Source organism: Pedobacter kyonggii, assembly GCF_004310665.1.
Classification (GTDB): Bacteria; Bacteroidota; Bacteroidia; order Sphingobacteriales; family Sphingobacteriaceae; genus Pedobacter; species Pedobacter kyonggii.
In genome coordinates, this window is sequence record NZ_SIXF01000008.1 from 84,823 (window position 1) to 100,922 (window position 16,100).

Sequence of the window (16,100 nt, forward strand, 5' to 3'; positions counted from 1 at the left end):
GAAAAATATTATGGAAAATGGAGCCGCAGTTATGGGCTGTTGGTGTTGTGGTTCTTATTCATCTTGTTTATATATTTGGTTAGTTTTTATTGGAAACCATAATACTGGTTCCCCGGATGTAATATTTGCTTGATATGGTTCCACAGATCAGGTCGAGCTGCTCATATAGCCCTTTTTTGCTTAAATCTCCAGTAAATGTATAGGTCGAAATCTGCTCATTATCCGATTTTATTTCTATCCCATAAGCTTCAGATAAGGTTTTGAAAATTTCTTTAATGCTTTCTTCTTTAAAGTTGTAGTTCAAGTTTGTGGGTATGTTATAAGCTTCGGCCAATGGGATAGGCTTGCTTACCAATGTTTTATTTAATCTGTGGTTGGAAAAAACGCCCTTTTGGTTTGGTGTAAGCAGAATTGGTTGAGCTAATTTTTCTTTAGAGAAAGTAAACAGCGATTTTTTTTGATTTTCTTCTACCTGAACTTTCCCGGTCCTTACCGCAACCTGGGCTGGAAGTTTATCTGTTGATGATTTTACCCAAAAGCTGGTACCCAAAACACGAACAACCAGTTTTTGATTGTACACATAAAACGGACGCTTAGGATTTTTACTTACCGAGAAGAAAGCTGTTCCTTTTAAATAAACCATTCTTTTATTGACAGCAAAAACCTTTGGATAAATAATATTGGCCTGCGGTTTAAGTGTTACTGTGCTTTCATCGCTAAGCGATATAATGATGAAACGATCAGTATCATTGGTTTTGCTGATTAAGTTTAAACTGCTGTTTTCATCAATAAAAGATTGTTCTGCATGGTTGTAGCGCATTAAATATAATCCAGCTATAAAAAAGGCAACCATAATAGATGCCGCGATTGCAAATTTTGGCCAAATCCTTTTAACCTTTAATGTTGGTGCTGGTTTGCGTTCAATATTATTGATATTTAGCCAGGTATTGGCCTGCATTTCTTCGAGCGCGGTTGACGATAGATCTTTAAAATCCCTGTTATTTAAACCATGATACCATTTATCTACCCAAAGCTTTTCGGCTTCGGTACAATTTCCGTTTTCGTAACGGCTTAGTAAATCGTAAAATGATTTCTGGTCCATAAGAAAGAATATTTGGCTTTATACTATACAAGTAACGCAAGGAGTGCGAACCCCTAAAGGTAGGAGGTGAAAAAGTTATAATAATTTGTAATTGATTGATAATCAGCTATAAAAAGATGTAGAAATTTTTAATATATTCTTTAATTCTTTTAATTGAGCGGGTAATATGGTATTCTACAGCTTTTTCGGAGATATTTAAACCAGCAGAAATATCTTTAGTAGATTGGTGCTGGTATCGGCTCAGCCTGAAAACTTCCTGTGTTTTTTCTGGAAGGGAGTTGATGCCTTCTTCAATGATGGAAGACAGATCGTGCAGATCGACCAGATTAGTGGTGTCCTGATGGTTTTCTGAATAGATTAGGGTTTGGTACTCCATGTATTTATTCTCCATAACCAGGCTCCTGATGTGGTTAATTACACTTAGCTTCAAGGCACCGAACAAATAAGCCTGGAGATTATTGATCACTGCTTCCTGCCGCTTTTCCCAAAGGGAGATAAAGATATTCTGCACCAGTTCTTCAGCAATTACTTTGTCGCCTGTTTTTTTATAGGCTGCCAATAAAAGCTCATTACTATAGGTGAAATATATTTTTTCGTAAGCCTGCTTATCGTCCAGTTTTAAGCGATCAAGTAAATCATTAGATTTTTCAGGCTCAGTGTGAGTCATTTTTTATTTGGTTATGCGGGTAAGTGTAGTAAATGTAATAAAATTAATGTTGAAATATAATCAAGCTTGTTTCATTGTGGAAAGGTGATAAGACTGGGCATATATCAGTTAACAGTTTTCAGTGCGCAATTTACAGTTGGCAGTTAAACAATCGGGCCATTAAACTTATGCGGTTAGCCCCTCAAGGATACACTAAGTATAAATATTTTATCGCCTTTTATCTCATTTTTTTACCTTTGCTCAATCTCAAAAAAATTATGCAAGAAAAAATTGTTGTTTTAGGCTCTAACGGGCAAATTGGTACCGAGTTGGTAACCATGTTACGTAAAATATATGGTGATGATCATGTGGTTGCATGCGATATTCGCAGACCAGATTACGACATCAAAAACTCTGCACCGTTTGAATTTGTGAATGTACTTGATAAAGAAATGATCAATGGCATTTTTCATAAATACAAACCAACACAGGTTTACCTTTTAGCGGCTTTATTATCGGCTACAGGTGAGCAGAATCCAAAATTAGCCTGGGATTTAAATATGAACGGCTTGCTGAATGTTTTAGATTTAGCTTTAGAATATAAAACGGCAAAGGTATATTGGCCAAGTTCTATTGCTGTATTCGGGCCGAATTCGCCAAAAGATAATACCTCGCAATATTGTGTAATGGATCCGAATACAGTTTATGGAATCAGTAAACTGGCAGGTGAGCGCTGGTGCGAATATTATAACCAAAAATACGGATTAGATGTACGGAGTATCCGTTATCCGGGATTAATCAGCTGGAAAGCTGCCCCGGGTGGTGGCACAACAGATTATGCGATCCATATTTTTCACGATGCATTGAAAAAAGGCAGTTACCAGAGTTTCTTAAATGCAGAAACTGAACTGCCAATGATGTATATGGATGATGCCATCCGTGGAACCATCGAACTAATGGATGCACCAGCAGATCAGATTTCAGTACGTAGCAGCTATAATTTTGGTGGGGTAAGTTTTACACCTGAAGTTTTAGCAGCCGAAATCAGAAAACATATTCCAGATTTTACATTATCTTACGCCGCTAATGATCCCCGTCAGCAAATTGCAAATAGCTGGCCACGTTCTATCGACGATAACTATGCTGCAAAAGATTGGGGGTGGAAACCAGAGTTCGATTTATCGAAACTGACAATTGATATGTTAAATAATTTAAAAAAATAGGGTTTAGGTTAACCGTTAAATTGGTTAATTGTTTAAATCGTTACGTATTAAAGTTAACCGGTTCAAACAATTAAACAGTTAACCAACCGTTGCTAAAAAAATGGGAAGAGCATTCGAATTTAGAAAAGAGAGAAAATTTAAGCGTTGGGCCAAAATGGCGGTTCAGTTTACGCGTATTGGTAAAGATATTGTAATGGCGGTTAAGGAATCTGGACCTCATCCAGAAACCAACTCGCGTTTACGTACGGCTATGCAAAATGCAAAAGCAGTAAATATGCCAAAAGATAGGGTAGAGGCGGCAATTAAACGTGCTTCTGATAAATCGATGGCCAATTACGAGGAAATTGTATACGAAGGTTATGCACCACACGGTGTTGCCGTTTTAATTGAAACAGCTACTGATAATACCAACCGTACCGTAGCAAACGTTCGAAGTTATTTTAACAAAACCGATGGTTCTTTGGGTAAAACCGGATCGTTAGATTTTGTTTTTAACCGCAAATCTGTTTTCCGTTTTGTACCAACTGAAGGTTTAGACTTAGAAGAGTTAGAATTTGAACTAATTGATGCTGGTTTAGAAGAATTATACGTAGAGGCTGATGAAGAAGGCAACGATATCGCTGTTGCTCAAGGTGCTTTCGAAAACTTTGGATCTTTACAAAAAGCTTTAGAAGAAAAAGGCATAGAGTTAAAGAGTTCAAAATTAGAGCGTATTGCTTTATCTCACCATGAGGTAACTGAAGAGCAGGCAGCTGATGTTTTGAAATTGATCGATAAGTTGGAGGAAGATGATGATGTGCAGGCGGTTTACCATAACATGGCGGAATAATATCAATTAGAATATATATAGAAAAGGTCCTGATTTATTGTCAGGACCTTTTTTGTTTATAATTGGCGGTCGTCACCCTGAATTTATTTCAGGGTCATTCCGGATAGATCCTCTCGTCTTAGGTCTCGCTAAGACGAGATGTGAGCTTTTTTATGGTTTTTGTTTTTGAAGAGCAAAATCTGTGCTTATCGGTTACAGCGGTCCCGCCATCATTTCAAATCCTCTTCCGATGAAGAATTGGTATCCGGGCTTTCCATTTTGTCGGGTCTAGGTTAATAGGTTAACCCAGGTAAATTAAACCTAAGGGACAGCAGCGGGCACGAGTCCCGATTTAAGCACTGTTTTTATTGTTCTATTGTGTGCTTGCTTGTTTCACAGGTTTTCAATCGGGGTGAGTAAAGCGCATGGCAGGGCTTTCGGAACTGATAAGATACCGAACCCTGCTTTTCTAATTCTTTTACTCCTGATCGTCACCTTGACCTGTAGCGCAGCGGAAAGCTATGCAGTAAACCGAGCTTTAAGCGAGCTCACCGAAGGTAATTTATTTCAGTGTCTTGCCAGATAGATACTGAAACAAGTTCATTATGACGGACCGTTCTACTATTTCTTATGTGAAAACAACCACGACAATAACTCTGGCTCTGCAAAGGCGCTGTCCCAGCTATTGTGGTTAGCATTTGGGTAAAGGGTAAACTTCACTTCATCACCAACGGTTTTCAAACGTTCGGCAATGGCAATCGAAAAAGCCGGATCAACTACATCATCTTTTGCGCCATGAAAAATCCAAAGCGGTATTTTTTGATATTTTTTAATGTTATTGGTGTTATCGCCACCACAGATGGCAATGGCAGCGGCAAATTTGCGGCGTTCCCTTCTTAACAGCTCATAAGTACCCATTGCCCCCATTGATAAACCGCCCACATACACCTGCTCTTTGTTTATATAAGGTTTATTAAGGAAGTTTTTAACCATGCCTTGGAGCGCATGCATTATTTTGGTTGGTTTGCCGCCTTCCACAAAACTGATTTTCCTTTTACCTTTGGCATCTTTCTCAAAATTGGCATTTGCCCAAAAATCGTTTGATGGGCACTGTGGGAAAACAATAATAGCAGGGAAATTTTTGCGTACCTCGTTTTTTAAAAACAATTTTCCTCCATGTACCAGTTGACTGGCATTATCGTTACCTCTTTCTCCGCTTCCATGCAGAAAAAATATGATCGGATATTTTTGGTCGGGATTAAAATTCTCAGGAAACAGGATTCTGTAGTAAATAGAATCTTTTCCTTTGATATAGCTTCCCCTGTCGTATTTTTTTAAGTCTTGAGCGTTTAAAAAGAGTACAGAAAAAAGAATGCAAATGGTTAGAATAATCTTTTTCATCTGTTTTATATTATTTTTAAAGTTGATGAAACTATCATGATTTGTTATTTCAAGGTGTGTTTTGATAAATTATGACGGTTTCATTTAACAAAAATAGAAAACCCTGGCTATTTTACAATAGCACAGGGTTCATAACCAAACCTAATTGTCTTTATTTCAGTGTAAAAGATGATTCTTTTACATCACGTGAGTTTGTACCTACAAATACTTTAAAATCACCCGGCTCTGCTACGAATTTTAAGTCAGCATTATAAAACTTAAGGTCGTTTTCAGAAATATTGAAAGTGATGATTTTACTTTCTCCGGCTTTTAAATTAATTTTTTGAAAACCTTTTAGCTCTTTAACCGGACGGGTAATGCTTCCCACAAGATCCTGGATGTACAATTGAACAACCTCTTTGCCATCATATTTACCCGTATTGCTTAGCGTAACCGATGCGGTGATCGTTTGTCCTTTGGTTAAGGTGTTTGAACTCAATTTAATATCGCTGTAATTAAATGTGGTATAGCTCAGGCCAAAACCGAATGGATATAAAGGATCGTTGCTTACATCTAAATAATTGGAACGGAATTTTTCGAACCATTTACCCTCTGCCAACGGTCTTCCGGTGTTTTTGTGTGCATAATACAAAGGTACCTGACCTACATTTTGAGGGAAGGTTGCACTCAATTTACCTGAAGGATTAACATCGCCAAAAAGTACATCAGCAATTGCATTTCCTGCTTCACTGCCCGGAAACCAAACATTTAAAATTGCTGGGATATTTTGCTGTTCCCAATTCAATGCCAATGGACGGCCTGTAAACAGCACCAATACTACTGGTTTGCCTGTTTTAGCCAAAGCTTTTAAAAGGTTTTTCTGTGTTTCAGGAATCTGTATATCGGTTACACTGCTGCTTTCGCCTGTAAATTCAGAGCCTTCGCCAATGGTAGCCACAATAACATCTGATTTTTTAGCAACGTCCAGCGCTTCCTTGATCATTTCAGCTTCGGTTCGTGGATCGCGTTTGTAGGTAGGGTTGTGGATGTTTACATAGCGTTGCTCCATCGCAGAATCTGCTAAAAAATTAGCGCCACGTGCGGTTAAAATTTTCGCTTTATCACCCAAAACATTTTTCAAACCTTGAAGTACGGTTACTGATTTATCAAAAAGGGCAGCAACACTCCAGGTACCATACATATTGGCGGTATTATCTGCCAATGGACCGATTAAGCCAATAGTACCTGATTTTTTTAATGGAAGTATATTATTGTTATTTTTTAGTAACACAAAGCTTTCAGTTGCGATTTCGCGTGCAACCTGACGGTTAGCCGGACTAAAAACCTCTTTTTCTGCTCTTTCTGCATTACAGAATTTATAAGGATCAGCAAATAAACCCAATTTATATTTTGCCTGAAGCACTAATCGGCAGGCCCTATCTATTTGTGCCATGCCAACTTTTTTCTCAGCCAATGATTTTTTTAAAGTACCTAAAAAGCCTTCGCCCACCATATCCATATCAATACCTGCATTTAAAGCCAGGGCAGAAACAGTTTGTAAATCGCCCATACCATGTGCAATCATTTCAGGAATACCTGTATAATCAGTTACCACGAACCCTTTAAAACCCCATTGGTGACGTAAAACATCGGTCATTAACCATTTGCTTCCGGTTGCAGGGATACCATCAACTTCGTTAAAAGAAGCCATTATGCTGGCAGCCCCAGCGTCAACTGCGGCTTTGTATGGTGGGAAATACTCGTTGTACATGCGTACTTTGCTCATATCGGTGGTATTATAATCTCTTCCCGCTTCAGCAGCGCCATAAAGTGCATAGTGCTTTACACAGGCTAAAATTTCATTATTCGCCTGAAGTTTACCTTGATAACCTTTCACCATGGCTGCAGCAATCTGCGACCCTAAATAAGCATCCTCTCCGCTTCCTTCCGAGATGCGGCCCCAACGTGGGTCTCTTGAAATATCAACCATAGGAGAGAAGGTCCAGTTGATACCACTTGCACTAGCTTCTATTGCAGCAACCCTTGCCGATTTTTGTACTGTTGCCATATCCCAAACGCAACTCATTCCCAAAGGAATAGGGAAAACAGTATTATAACCGTGGATCACATCCATTCCAAATAGCAAAGGAATTTTCATTCGACTGTTTTCTACTGCAATCTTTTGAACAGCTTTTATCTTATCTACTCCTTTAATGTTAAATAAACCACCAACTTGTCCATCTCTGATTTTTTTAGAAATGTCGCTGCTGTTAGCCTGTCCGGTAGTGATATCGCCTGAACTTGGCAGGTTCAGCTGACCAATCTTTTCATCAACGGTCATTTTCGCCATTAGCTTGCTGATGAAGGTATTCATCTTTGCATCTGCTGCCGAAACAGTTTTTTTTGTTTGTGCCGATCCGTTCAGTACAAACAGGGTTAAAAAAACAACCAGGATATTCGCTCTCTTCATTATATGTGTGATTTATTCTTTTTATTAGCTGGCGCTCGTTTCCAACGAGTGCCTAAATAGCTTTACTATTTTATCGTGTTTTAACATTAATCGCTAAAAGCGATTGGTTATTTTCACACTCGTTACAAGCGAGTGTGAGCTATAATTTTATTATTCAACTTTTTCCACATCGGTTTTTACGGATACACCATTCTCATTTATTGCTTCAATGGTAAAGTAATAGGCTTTTTGACTGTCCATTGCTTTGAACCAGTATTCGTTAAAATCGTGGATCATAATGCAGTTGTATAGCTTATCTGGCGCGGTACCGTAGTAAAGATTATAGGCAAATGCATTATCAACAGGCTCCCATTTGATGTAGGCGCTGCGTTTATCTTTTTCCGTTCTCAATACAATCAGATTTTTAACCTTTGTTGGTTTTTTTCCATTTCCATTGCCGAAGACACGTAAGCCGCTAATGGCAAATTTTCCGGTAGGCATGTGGGTGTTTACCATTTTGATGAACCTGGTTTTTACCGGTTTCTGCAGTTCGATATAATCGTGCGGCACATCGTTTTTGTTCTGGCTTTTATCAACCAGGATAGTCCATTTTTTACCATCAGTTGATGATAAAATCTTATATTGATGATAAATTCCGATCTGTTTACCAATAAATTCGGCATCCTGATCAGCATAATTAATCTGAATGGCATTAACCGTTGCCAGACTGCCCAGATCGGTTTGGATCCATTCTCCATTATTAGCGGTTTTGGCACTCCAATAAGTTTTAATGCTTTCATCAACAGCATTATTGGCATTAAAGCTTCCTAAAGTTGAAGAAACAGTAACGGGTTTTTTATAGTTAATTAGCATCCAACCTGGACCTGCCGGACCACCTTCTTTTCTTTCGGAAGGTAAATAGAGTGGATAATCTCCAAAGGCAGTATTGGTCCACATCACATCGTCTTTATCAAAACCGGTTGGCCAGATACCCATTCTGCGCTCCCAGGTATTTTTTACACAGATAATGCTCGTAGAAATGTGCCAGTAATTTTTGCTGTTATCCTGAAAGGTTGCGCCATGCCCTGCACCCCGCGAAAATCCACCGCCTTTATAACTTAAAGGATCAGATTGCGCGGTGGATGGACTATCGTAAAACAGAGCTTTGGTTCCAACAACTACTCCGTCAGAATAACCGCTAAACTCGGTCCCTGGTGCGCCGTATTGAAAGTAATATTTGCCATTATGTTTGGTCATCCAGGCACCTTCGGCAAACGGATCAAGAAATGTATTGTCCATATATTCGCCAAAACGCTGCCAGCCATATCTCCAGCTTTCAAGCAGGTACATTGGTGTGCGGGTGCCTTTAGGTTTAAAAGTTTTGCGGTCTAATTCTACTCCATACATGGGATAGTTATTACTGCTTCCGTTGTACATGTAAAACTTGCCATCATCATCGGTAAAAAAGGATGGATCCCAGCCACCAATTTCTAAAGAATCGACCAGTGGGAACCATTTGTTTCCTTTTGGGTCGGTACTGCCCCATAGGGTGAAATTTTTAGTATAAGTACTCCCGAAAACGACCATCGTATCGCCGATAATGCCTACACCTGGTGCACAGAGTTCATCTTTTGTTTTGTTCCATGGGCGGAGAAATTTTCTTTCGTGGAATTTCCAGTTCAGCATATCGGCACTATGCCAATAACCCCATTGGTTGGTGCTGAAAAGATAGAAATCTCCTTTATAATTTACAATCACGGGATCGGCAGTGGCACGGTGTTTCCCCCATTCGGTAAAAGATTCGAATGGTGTATAGCCATAATCTACATTGATTGGGTTGCAATAGGTTTTTTGCTGAGCGTAAGCGGCATAAGTACTGCAGAACAGCAATGAAATTAAAAATATTTTGAATAAATGTTTAGCCATTATTCTTATGGGGATTAATTAAAAATGTTTATTCGTGCACAGCTCGAACAGCCAATTGCCATTCCGCTAACGCTTAGTCCGGTGACGTTCGATTGATGCTCCCAGTAAACCCACATATCGTGTGGGCCACCTGTTGAAGTTAATTTTACAGTGTAAATGTCTCCGTTTTCTGGTATTTGCCCAATTACTGTTCCGCTTGGGGAGTTTGGCGGGATAAAGAAGGAATAAACACCACCACTGGTATTATTTTCAAGTCTAACATATACACCATCGTTGGTAGAATTTGTAGCCGTTACATCGATATTAGCAAATTTTGCTTTTGTGATTTTATGTTTAGCGCTTGATATTGTCGTAAAGCTTGAATTTAGGATTACAAATCCTATCACTGCTGTTAATATTAAAATTACTCTTTTCATGGTTCTGTAGATTTAATTTGAAATATATGATGGCTAAACATTTATATACCATTGATACTATGGCTTAGACTCGAAATCCAATTTCTTTAATCCATTTTGAACATCTTTGTTCCTCATAAATAGTTTCCAGAGTAAACCTGAGCGGTAATTTTCAATCATCACCACCATTGGACCCTGATCAATTCCTAAATATCTTTTCGGATACCAGTTGTCCTGCTCTGAAAAGGCATCATAAAAGCCATATTTGCCCCAAATTTTATCGCCAAGGTCCTCATAAAGATGTCTGATTACTTTCATCGATTCTTTTGGCGTGTATGGGATTGATGATATAGCTGCGGTAGGAGAGATTACGCCAAAATCTTCCTGAGGGTTATGTGCTGCATAACCTTTTACCGAATAACTGGCTGTTAAGCCCCAGTTATTTTCGCCATAACCTTTAAATTTCTTAGGGTTGGCTACACAGTAATCGTGTATGGCAAGGGTATGGTTTACATTGTTTTCCCAATAATCGGCATAGCGGTCTTTCAATCCTTTCGGGTTTAAACCCAAATAAGAATAGTGTGCCCAAAATAATGGACCTACTGAATTTTTCTGACCTTGATAATCAAGTGTAAAAGGATGACCATAAAAGTTGAAATTAGTTTTAATCTGCCCGTTTCTTGCCCAGCCCTCATGATAAACCGCTGCAGGAACACCATGCGTAGGAGATGAAGCGGCCATTACATACATGATCAAACATTCGTTATAACCTTTTACCGGAAAGTTCATTTCCCATTTATATTCTGGCGACCAATGCCAGTACAATACGTTTTGTCCGTTACGGTACCAGTTGAAATCGATTCCTTTCCAAAGTTCATCAGCTTTTTTAGCTAATGATTTTTCATTATCGGTTCCATTTTTATAATATTCGTTAATGCAGATTAAGGCCTGAGCCACAAAAGAAGTTTCTACTAGATCGCCTCCGTTATCTTTTTGCCCGAAAGGACGTACTTTAGCTGTTTCGCCATTAATCCAATGCGGCCATGCGCCATGAAAACGATCGGCTTTGGATAGGAAATCCAATATTTTATTTAAACGATCTAATCCTTCATTTTTCGTCACATACCCCCTGTCAATCCCACTTAAAATAGCCATCAAACCAAAGCCAGTAGCGCCTGTAGCCACGGTGTTCTTATCATTTTCCGGGTACACGTTATCCACATGAAACCGTTCTCTACCAGCACCCGATGTTGGTTCAGCTCCATCCCAAAAATATTGGAAGGTCTGTTTTTGCACGAGATCCAATAATTCGATATCGGAAAGATTTTTTTTAATGGTGAGATCGGGATTATACTTGCCGTTTTTATTTTTTGTACAAGCGCTAACAAGCAAAAAGGTGTAAAGCGTGGCTACCAGTATAAGTGTAATTTTCTTTGGGTCGGTTTTCAACATAGCACGGAACAAAGGAAAGAAAGGTTGTCAGTATTAACCGACAACCTTTATTAAAAGATTTAAATTTTAGTAACCTGGATTTTGTTTTAGCAGATTTCCACTTAGTTCAATTTCGTTCTGAGGAATTGGCCAAACTTCATTTTTATTTGCTTTCCAGCCTTTAGGGCCAAAAACAGCTAAACCTCTTCCTTGACGGATAACATCGAAGTAACGATCATTTTCCATTGCAAGCTCTACTTGTCTTTCTTTCCAGATCGCATTCCGTAAAGTAGTTTTATCCGTAGTGGTAACATCTGGAAGAATGTTGATATTTCCACCTCTTGCACGTGCACGAACCCTATTTAGTGAAGTTAATGCTTGTGAAGTATTACCTTGCTCGTTGGCAGCTTCTGCATTCATTAAAAGAACATCAGCAAATCTTAATACCCTAAAGTTCTGCTGAGCACCTTCGTTAAATCCAGATACCCGCATTGCGAAAGGTACATAAGATTTTTGATTGTATCTTTCATTTGGTACAGTAGTAGGAATTAAATCGCCCTGTGGAGTGGTTTCGCCTTTAAACAATATTGTAGCATCCTTGCGTGGGTCTCCTGCCTCAAAAGCATTAGCTAATGCCTCTGATGGTGTGTTAAAGCCCCAGCCCATAATGCCGGCTACACCTTGAACTTGGCTGTACTGCGAATTAGAAGCATCGGCATTTCCAGGAACTAACTCTGCCTGTACCTCGAATAACGATTCAATGTTATTTTCATTCTGAGTTCTAAAACCTTTTTCGAAGTCAGGGAATAAATCATATCCCATAGTCATTACCTGATTAGTTAATGAAAGAACATCTGCCCATTTGTTTTGATACATAGCTACTTTAGCATGCAGTCCAATTGCCGCACCTTTAGTTGCTCTGCCTAAATCTGCAGCACCGTATGATTGAGGTAGAGCTGTTGCAGCTTCGTTTAGATCTTTTTCTATTTGGGCATAAACTGCAGCTTTATCTGATTGTGGCAGATTGTATTCGCTATTGTCTTTAGGTACATGTAACCTTAATACCACGTTGCCATAGGCACGAACCAATCTGAAATAAGAATATGCTCTTATAAATTTAGCTTCTGCCAGATATCTGTTTCTCAATGTCTCATCCATGGTAATATTTGGAATATTATCAAGAACCTGGTTGCAAAGGTTTATATTCTGGTATTGGCCTGTCCAAAAATCCTGTAACGACCCATGAGTAGCAGTTACAGTAAATTGATCGTAAAGATTAAAGAAAGTAGCATCGGTAGGTGTACTTCCTTTGTCTGCCTCATCAGAGCCAGTGCTTTCGATAACAATTGTATTAAAAGCAACGTTGTTCCAGCTGCGTAAGTTGGCATAAATGGCATTTACACCTTTTAAAGCATCTTCAGGAGTTTTCCAAAAGGTTACTGATGGCTGCTGAGCCTGAGGTGGAACATTTAGAAAATCTTTTTTGCATGATGCAGTTAAAAGTACTGCACTAAATGCAGCAGCAGCAAAAAATGATCGTGTATTTATATATTTTTTCATTTTAAGTCGATTAGAAAGTTACGTTAACTCCAAAGTTATAAGTGGCAAACAAAGGATATACATTGGTGTCAATACCTGCATTCGTTGGTGTTCCACCTACCTCTGGACTAAATCCTTTGTATCCAAAAATGTTAACTGCATTTTGTGCGTTTAAGAATACCCTTAAACGTTGCATTTTCCATTTATTAACAATTGCTGATGGTAAACTATAACCGAGCTGGATATTTCTCAATCTGATATAATCGCCTTTTTCTACATAAAATGAGTTCGGCGCATTGTTAAGTCCACCAGCTAAATCTGCCGAAGGATAAGTATTTGAAGTACCCGGACCTGTCCAACGGTGATCAAAGAAATCTTTGGTGAAGTTTTCATTGCCAAATCTGCTGCTCAGGTTTGCATTAAATACATCTACATCAGCAACGCCTTGTATATCAAGGGTTAAATCGAAGTTTTTGTAAGCGAAGTTGGTATTTAACCCATAAGTGAATTTAGGATTTGGATTACCAAGAACAACTCTATCTCTTAAGTCGATAGTTCCGTCGCCATTAATGTCTGCGTACTTAAAATCACCCTTTTTAAATCCAGGCCATGCTGCGGCCTCTGCATCCGTTTGGAATATACCAGCAACCTGATAGCCATAGAATTCTCCAATAGGTCTGTTGTTAACAGTTCTCGTAGAAAGATATCCACTGGTTAAGCCTGCGCCACCTTTGTAAATAGGGTTAGCACCCGATGTAACGTTTAATACTTTGTTATTGTTTATTCCTAAGTTTCCACTGATTGAATAAGTTAACCCACCAGATGTTTTATCAGCCCATGTAGCTAAAAACTCAAAACCACGATTTTGGATATCTGCCTGATTCGCAATAAGAGAACTGTTTGCGGTTCCTAAACTTCCTAAAACCGGGATATCAAATATCGCCTGTTCTGTTTTTCTGTTATAATAGTCTAACTCAACATTTAATCTGTTTTTAAAGAAGCCCATTTCCAAACCGATGTCCGTTCCTGCACTTCTTTCCCAAAATAAAGTCGGTGGAACAATGCTTCTAATACTAGCACCTGTGTAGGGAATACCTCCAAAAATTGCGATTAGGGCTGCAGATTGGTCAACCGTTTGGGTTGATGGATTGAATGGAACTCCTGCATTACCAACTTTACCCCAGCTCCCTCTCAATTTCAAGTTGCTAAAGATGTTCTGATTTTTCATGAATTCTTCGTTGCTGATTACCCAGCCTGCTCCGATTGAAGGGAAATTTCCCCAAACGTTATCAGATCCAAAGAATTGAGATGCACCGTCTCTTCTGATGGAAGCATTTAATAAATATTTATTTTTATAACCATAGTTAACCCTTGCAAAATACGATGAGAAGGTACTGAGTTCTCCTTTATCGATAATACTCCTGGCTGCAGCGTCACCTAAAGCCAAATATAAATCTCCTTCAGAGGTGTAAGGTACATTTTGTGCATCAGCATTGATGGTATACATTTTATTTCGCTGAGCGGTTTGGCCTGCTAAGATTGTTAAACTATGATCGCTCCATCGTTTATCAAAGGTTAAGGTATTCTCAACAAGCCAGTTTCTATTCTCAATCCGGTCTATATCAAGTTTACTTATAGTGCTCAACTGAGTGTTAGTAGCCTTGTATTTTGGTACATAACCTCTTACTTCTTCCTGTCCGAAATCTCCGCCAATACTTGTTTTGAAGGTAAAGTTTTTGAGGAATTTTAATTCTGCATATACATTACCGTTAATTTTATATTTGGTAGTGTTTTGATTAAAGAAATCGAGTGTAGCCTGAGGATTCATATTGCTTCCATTTCCTAAATTAAAGGCATTTGGATCGCCATAACTGCCATCTGGATTAAATACAGGTACAACTGGCGATGCCGCATACATACCCCTGAAAATAGTTGTAGGTGCATCTTTTGACTTACTATATGTTCCTGCAACATTATAGCCGATTTTTAATGGCTCAAAAATTTGGAAATCATTAGCCAACCTTGCAGTATACCGTTTATAATTATTGTTTTTAACAATTCCATCCTGATCAAGATAACCCAAAGAGAAATTGTACGTCGACTTTTCTGAACCCCCGCTTATAGATAACTGGTGATTTGTAACAGCCGCACTTCTAAGCACCTGATTATACCAATCAGTTCCGGCACCTAAATTTGTATTAGCAAATAAAGGTGCTACAGGCGGGGTTTGAAGGCTGTAAGCTTCATTTACCGCAGTTGCATATTCACTTGCATTTGCCATTTCAACCTGATTAGTTACTGTTTGAATACCAACAGACCCGTTATAATTAATCACTGCTGTTCCTTTTTTACCTTTTACAGTGGTTACCAGAACAACACCATTTGCGGCACGGATACCATAAATTGATTGTGAAGACGCATCTTTTAAAATACTGATGTTCGCAATATCTGCTGGATTTAAAAAGTTAATGTCATCATACCAAACACCATCCACTACATATAGTGGCCCAGTTTTTCCATAGATCGTACTTGTACCACGTATAGTAATTTGAGGAGAAGAACCTGGGGTGCCATTATTGGTAATAGATACACCAGCAACTTTTCCCTGTAATGCACTTACTGGGTTTACAGATGCCTGTTTTGAAATATCTTCTCCTTTTACAGTTCCGACTGACCCAGTAACATCGATTTTTCTTTGGGTACCATAACCCACAACCACAACCTGTTCCAATTGTTGTGTTGATGAAGCTAATGATACATTAAGAGTAGTTTGATTGTTTACAGCCTGCTCAAGTGCTGTATAGCCTACAAAGTTAAATACTAATGTGGCGTTGGCCGGCACGCTAATGGAGTAGTTGCCGTTCTCATCTGTTTGCGCGCCATTTTGTGTTCCTTTAATTAAGATAGTTACGCCCGGTAAAGGTGTCTTATCACCTCCATCAATTACTTTACCTTTTACGGTAATGTTTTGCGCTAATGCTACGTTAATTGTTAGCAAACAAAATGCAGCGAGAACAGAAATTCTTGTAAAGATTCTTTTCATGCCTTAATTATAAATTTAGTTTAATTGTTAGTTAAATGTGAGGTTGTTTTTGCTGATGTGCAAGTGTTTTTACCTCTACATTAATACATCATGAAAAGCCATTTGGTTTAATTATAAAATAAACCAAATGCCATTTAAGGCTAAAAACACAGTTTTTT

11 protein-coding genes are annotated in these 16,100 nt (G+C 38.6%); 2 read left to right on the forward strand and 9 right to left on the reverse strand.

Features of this window, described 5'->3' with window-relative positions; translation table 11 throughout:
* Positions 1–79: 79 nt before the first annotated feature.
* A complete protein-coding gene (locus EYS08_RS10595) occupies positions 80–1,102 on the reverse strand; it encodes a FecR family protein (protein ID WP_131030015.1) in 1,023 nt (340 codons plus the stop codon).
* 106 nt (positions 1,103–1,208) lie between these two features.
* Entirely contained in the window at positions 1,209–1,769 is a 561-nt protein-coding gene (locus EYS08_RS10600; RefSeq protein ID WP_131030016.1) for a sigma-70 family RNA polymerase sigma factor, read from the reverse strand.
* A 257-nt stretch (positions 1,770–2,026) separates the two neighbouring features.
* Between EYS08_RS10600 and EYS08_RS10605 the strand changes: the two genes are divergently transcribed.
* Together EYS08_RS10605 and EYS08_RS10610 are read left to right on the forward strand one after the other, a co-directional pair.
* A complete protein-coding gene (locus tag EYS08_RS10605; protein WP_057933983.1) occupies positions 2,027–2,971 on the forward strand; it encodes an NAD-dependent epimerase/dehydratase family protein in 945 nt (314 codons plus the stop codon).
* Between the two features lie 100 nt (positions 2,972–3,071).
* Positions 3,072–3,800 carry a YebC/PmpR family DNA-binding transcriptional regulator gene (locus EYS08_RS10610; protein WP_131030017.1) on the forward strand — a complete coding sequence of 243 codons (729 nt, stop codon included), beginning with the start codon at positions 3,072–3,074 and terminating at the stop codon, positions 3,798–3,800.
* Positions 3,801–4,400: 600 nt separating this feature from the next.
* Here the strand turns inward: EYS08_RS10610 and EYS08_RS10615 are convergent.
* The 7 genes from EYS08_RS10615 to EYS08_RS10645 form a co-directional block, all read right to left on the reverse strand.
* Positions 4,401–5,180 carry a carboxylesterase family protein gene (locus EYS08_RS10615; RefSeq protein WP_131030018.1) on the reverse strand — a complete coding sequence of 260 codons (780 nt, stop codon included), beginning with the start codon at positions 5,178–5,180 and terminating at the stop codon, positions 4,401–4,403.
* Between the two features lie 151 nt (positions 5,181–5,331).
* Positions 5,332–7,629, reverse strand: a complete 2,298-nt coding sequence (gene bglX, locus EYS08_RS10620) for a beta-glucosidase BglX (protein WP_131030019.1) — start codon at positions 7,627–7,629, stop codon at positions 5,332–5,334.
* Positions 7,630–7,779: 150 nt separating this feature from the next.
* Entirely contained in the window at positions 7,780–9,534 is a 1,755-nt protein-coding gene (locus tag EYS08_RS10625; protein WP_131030020.1) for a discoidin domain-containing protein, read from the reverse strand.
* 14 nt (positions 9,535–9,548) lie between these two features.
* Positions 9,549–9,950 (reverse strand): hypothetical protein, encoded by a 402-nt coding sequence (locus EYS08_RS10630; RefSeq protein WP_131030021.1) that lies wholly within the window; start codon positions 9,948–9,950, stop codon positions 9,549–9,551.
* 57 nt (positions 9,951–10,007) lie between these two features.
* Positions 10,008–11,381, reverse strand: coding sequence for a glucoamylase family protein (locus tag EYS08_RS10635; RefSeq protein WP_131030022.1), 1,374 nt, complete (start codon positions 11,379–11,381; stop codon positions 10,008–10,010).
* A gap of 66 nt (positions 11,382–11,447) precedes the next feature.
* Complete coding sequence (locus EYS08_RS10640) at positions 11,448–12,920, reverse strand: RagB/SusD family nutrient uptake outer membrane protein (protein ID WP_131030023.1); 1,473 nt, start codon at positions 12,918–12,920, stop codon at positions 11,448–11,450.
* 10 nt (positions 12,921–12,930) lie between these two features.
* Positions 12,931–15,942, reverse strand: coding sequence for a SusC/RagA family TonB-linked outer membrane protein (locus tag EYS08_RS10645; protein ID WP_131030024.1), 3,012 nt, complete (start codon positions 15,940–15,942; stop codon positions 12,931–12,933).
* Positions 15,943–16,100 lie beyond the last annotated feature (158 nt).

Excerpts from the sequence above, each read along its gene's own strand:
- EYS08_RS10595 (WP_131030015.1), bottom strand. The coding sequence starts at position 1,102 with ATGGACCAGAAATCATTTTACGATTTACTAAGCCGTTACGAAAACGGA.
- EYS08_RS10600 (WP_131030016.1), bottom strand. The coding sequence starts at position 1,769 with ATGACTCACACTGAGCCTGAAAAATCTAATGATTTACTTGATCGCTTA.
- EYS08_RS10605 (WP_057933983.1), top strand. The coding sequence starts at position 2,027 with ATGCAAGAAAAAATTGTTGTTTTAGGCTCTAACGGGCAAATTGGTACC.
- EYS08_RS10610 (WP_131030017.1), top strand. The coding sequence starts at position 3,072 with ATGGGAAGAGCATTCGAATTTAGAAAAGAGAGAAAATTTAAGCGTTGG.
- EYS08_RS10615 (WP_131030018.1), bottom strand. The coding sequence starts at position 5,180 with ATGAAAAAGATTATTCTAACCATTTGCATTCTTTTTTCTGTACTCTTT.
- bglX (WP_131030019.1), bottom strand. The coding sequence starts at position 7,629 with ATGAAGAGAGCGAATATCCTGGTTGTTTTTTTAACCCTGTTTGTACTG.
- EYS08_RS10625 (WP_131030020.1), bottom strand. The coding sequence starts at position 9,534 with ATGGCTAAACATTTATTCAAAATATTTTTAATTTCATTGCTGTTCTGC.
- EYS08_RS10630 (WP_131030021.1), bottom strand. The coding sequence starts at position 9,950 with ATGAAAAGAGTAATTTTAATATTAACAGCAGTGATAGGATTTGTAATC.
- EYS08_RS10635 (WP_131030022.1), bottom strand. The coding sequence starts at position 11,381 with ATGTTGAAAACCGACCCAAAGAAAATTACACTTATACTGGTAGCCACG.
- EYS08_RS10640 (WP_131030023.1), bottom strand. The coding sequence starts at position 12,920 with ATGAAAAAATATATAAATACACGATCATTTTTTGCTGCTGCTGCATTT.
- EYS08_RS10645 (WP_131030024.1), bottom strand. The coding sequence starts at position 15,942 with ATGAAAAGAATCTTTACAAGAATTTCTGTTCTCGCTGCATTTTGTTTG.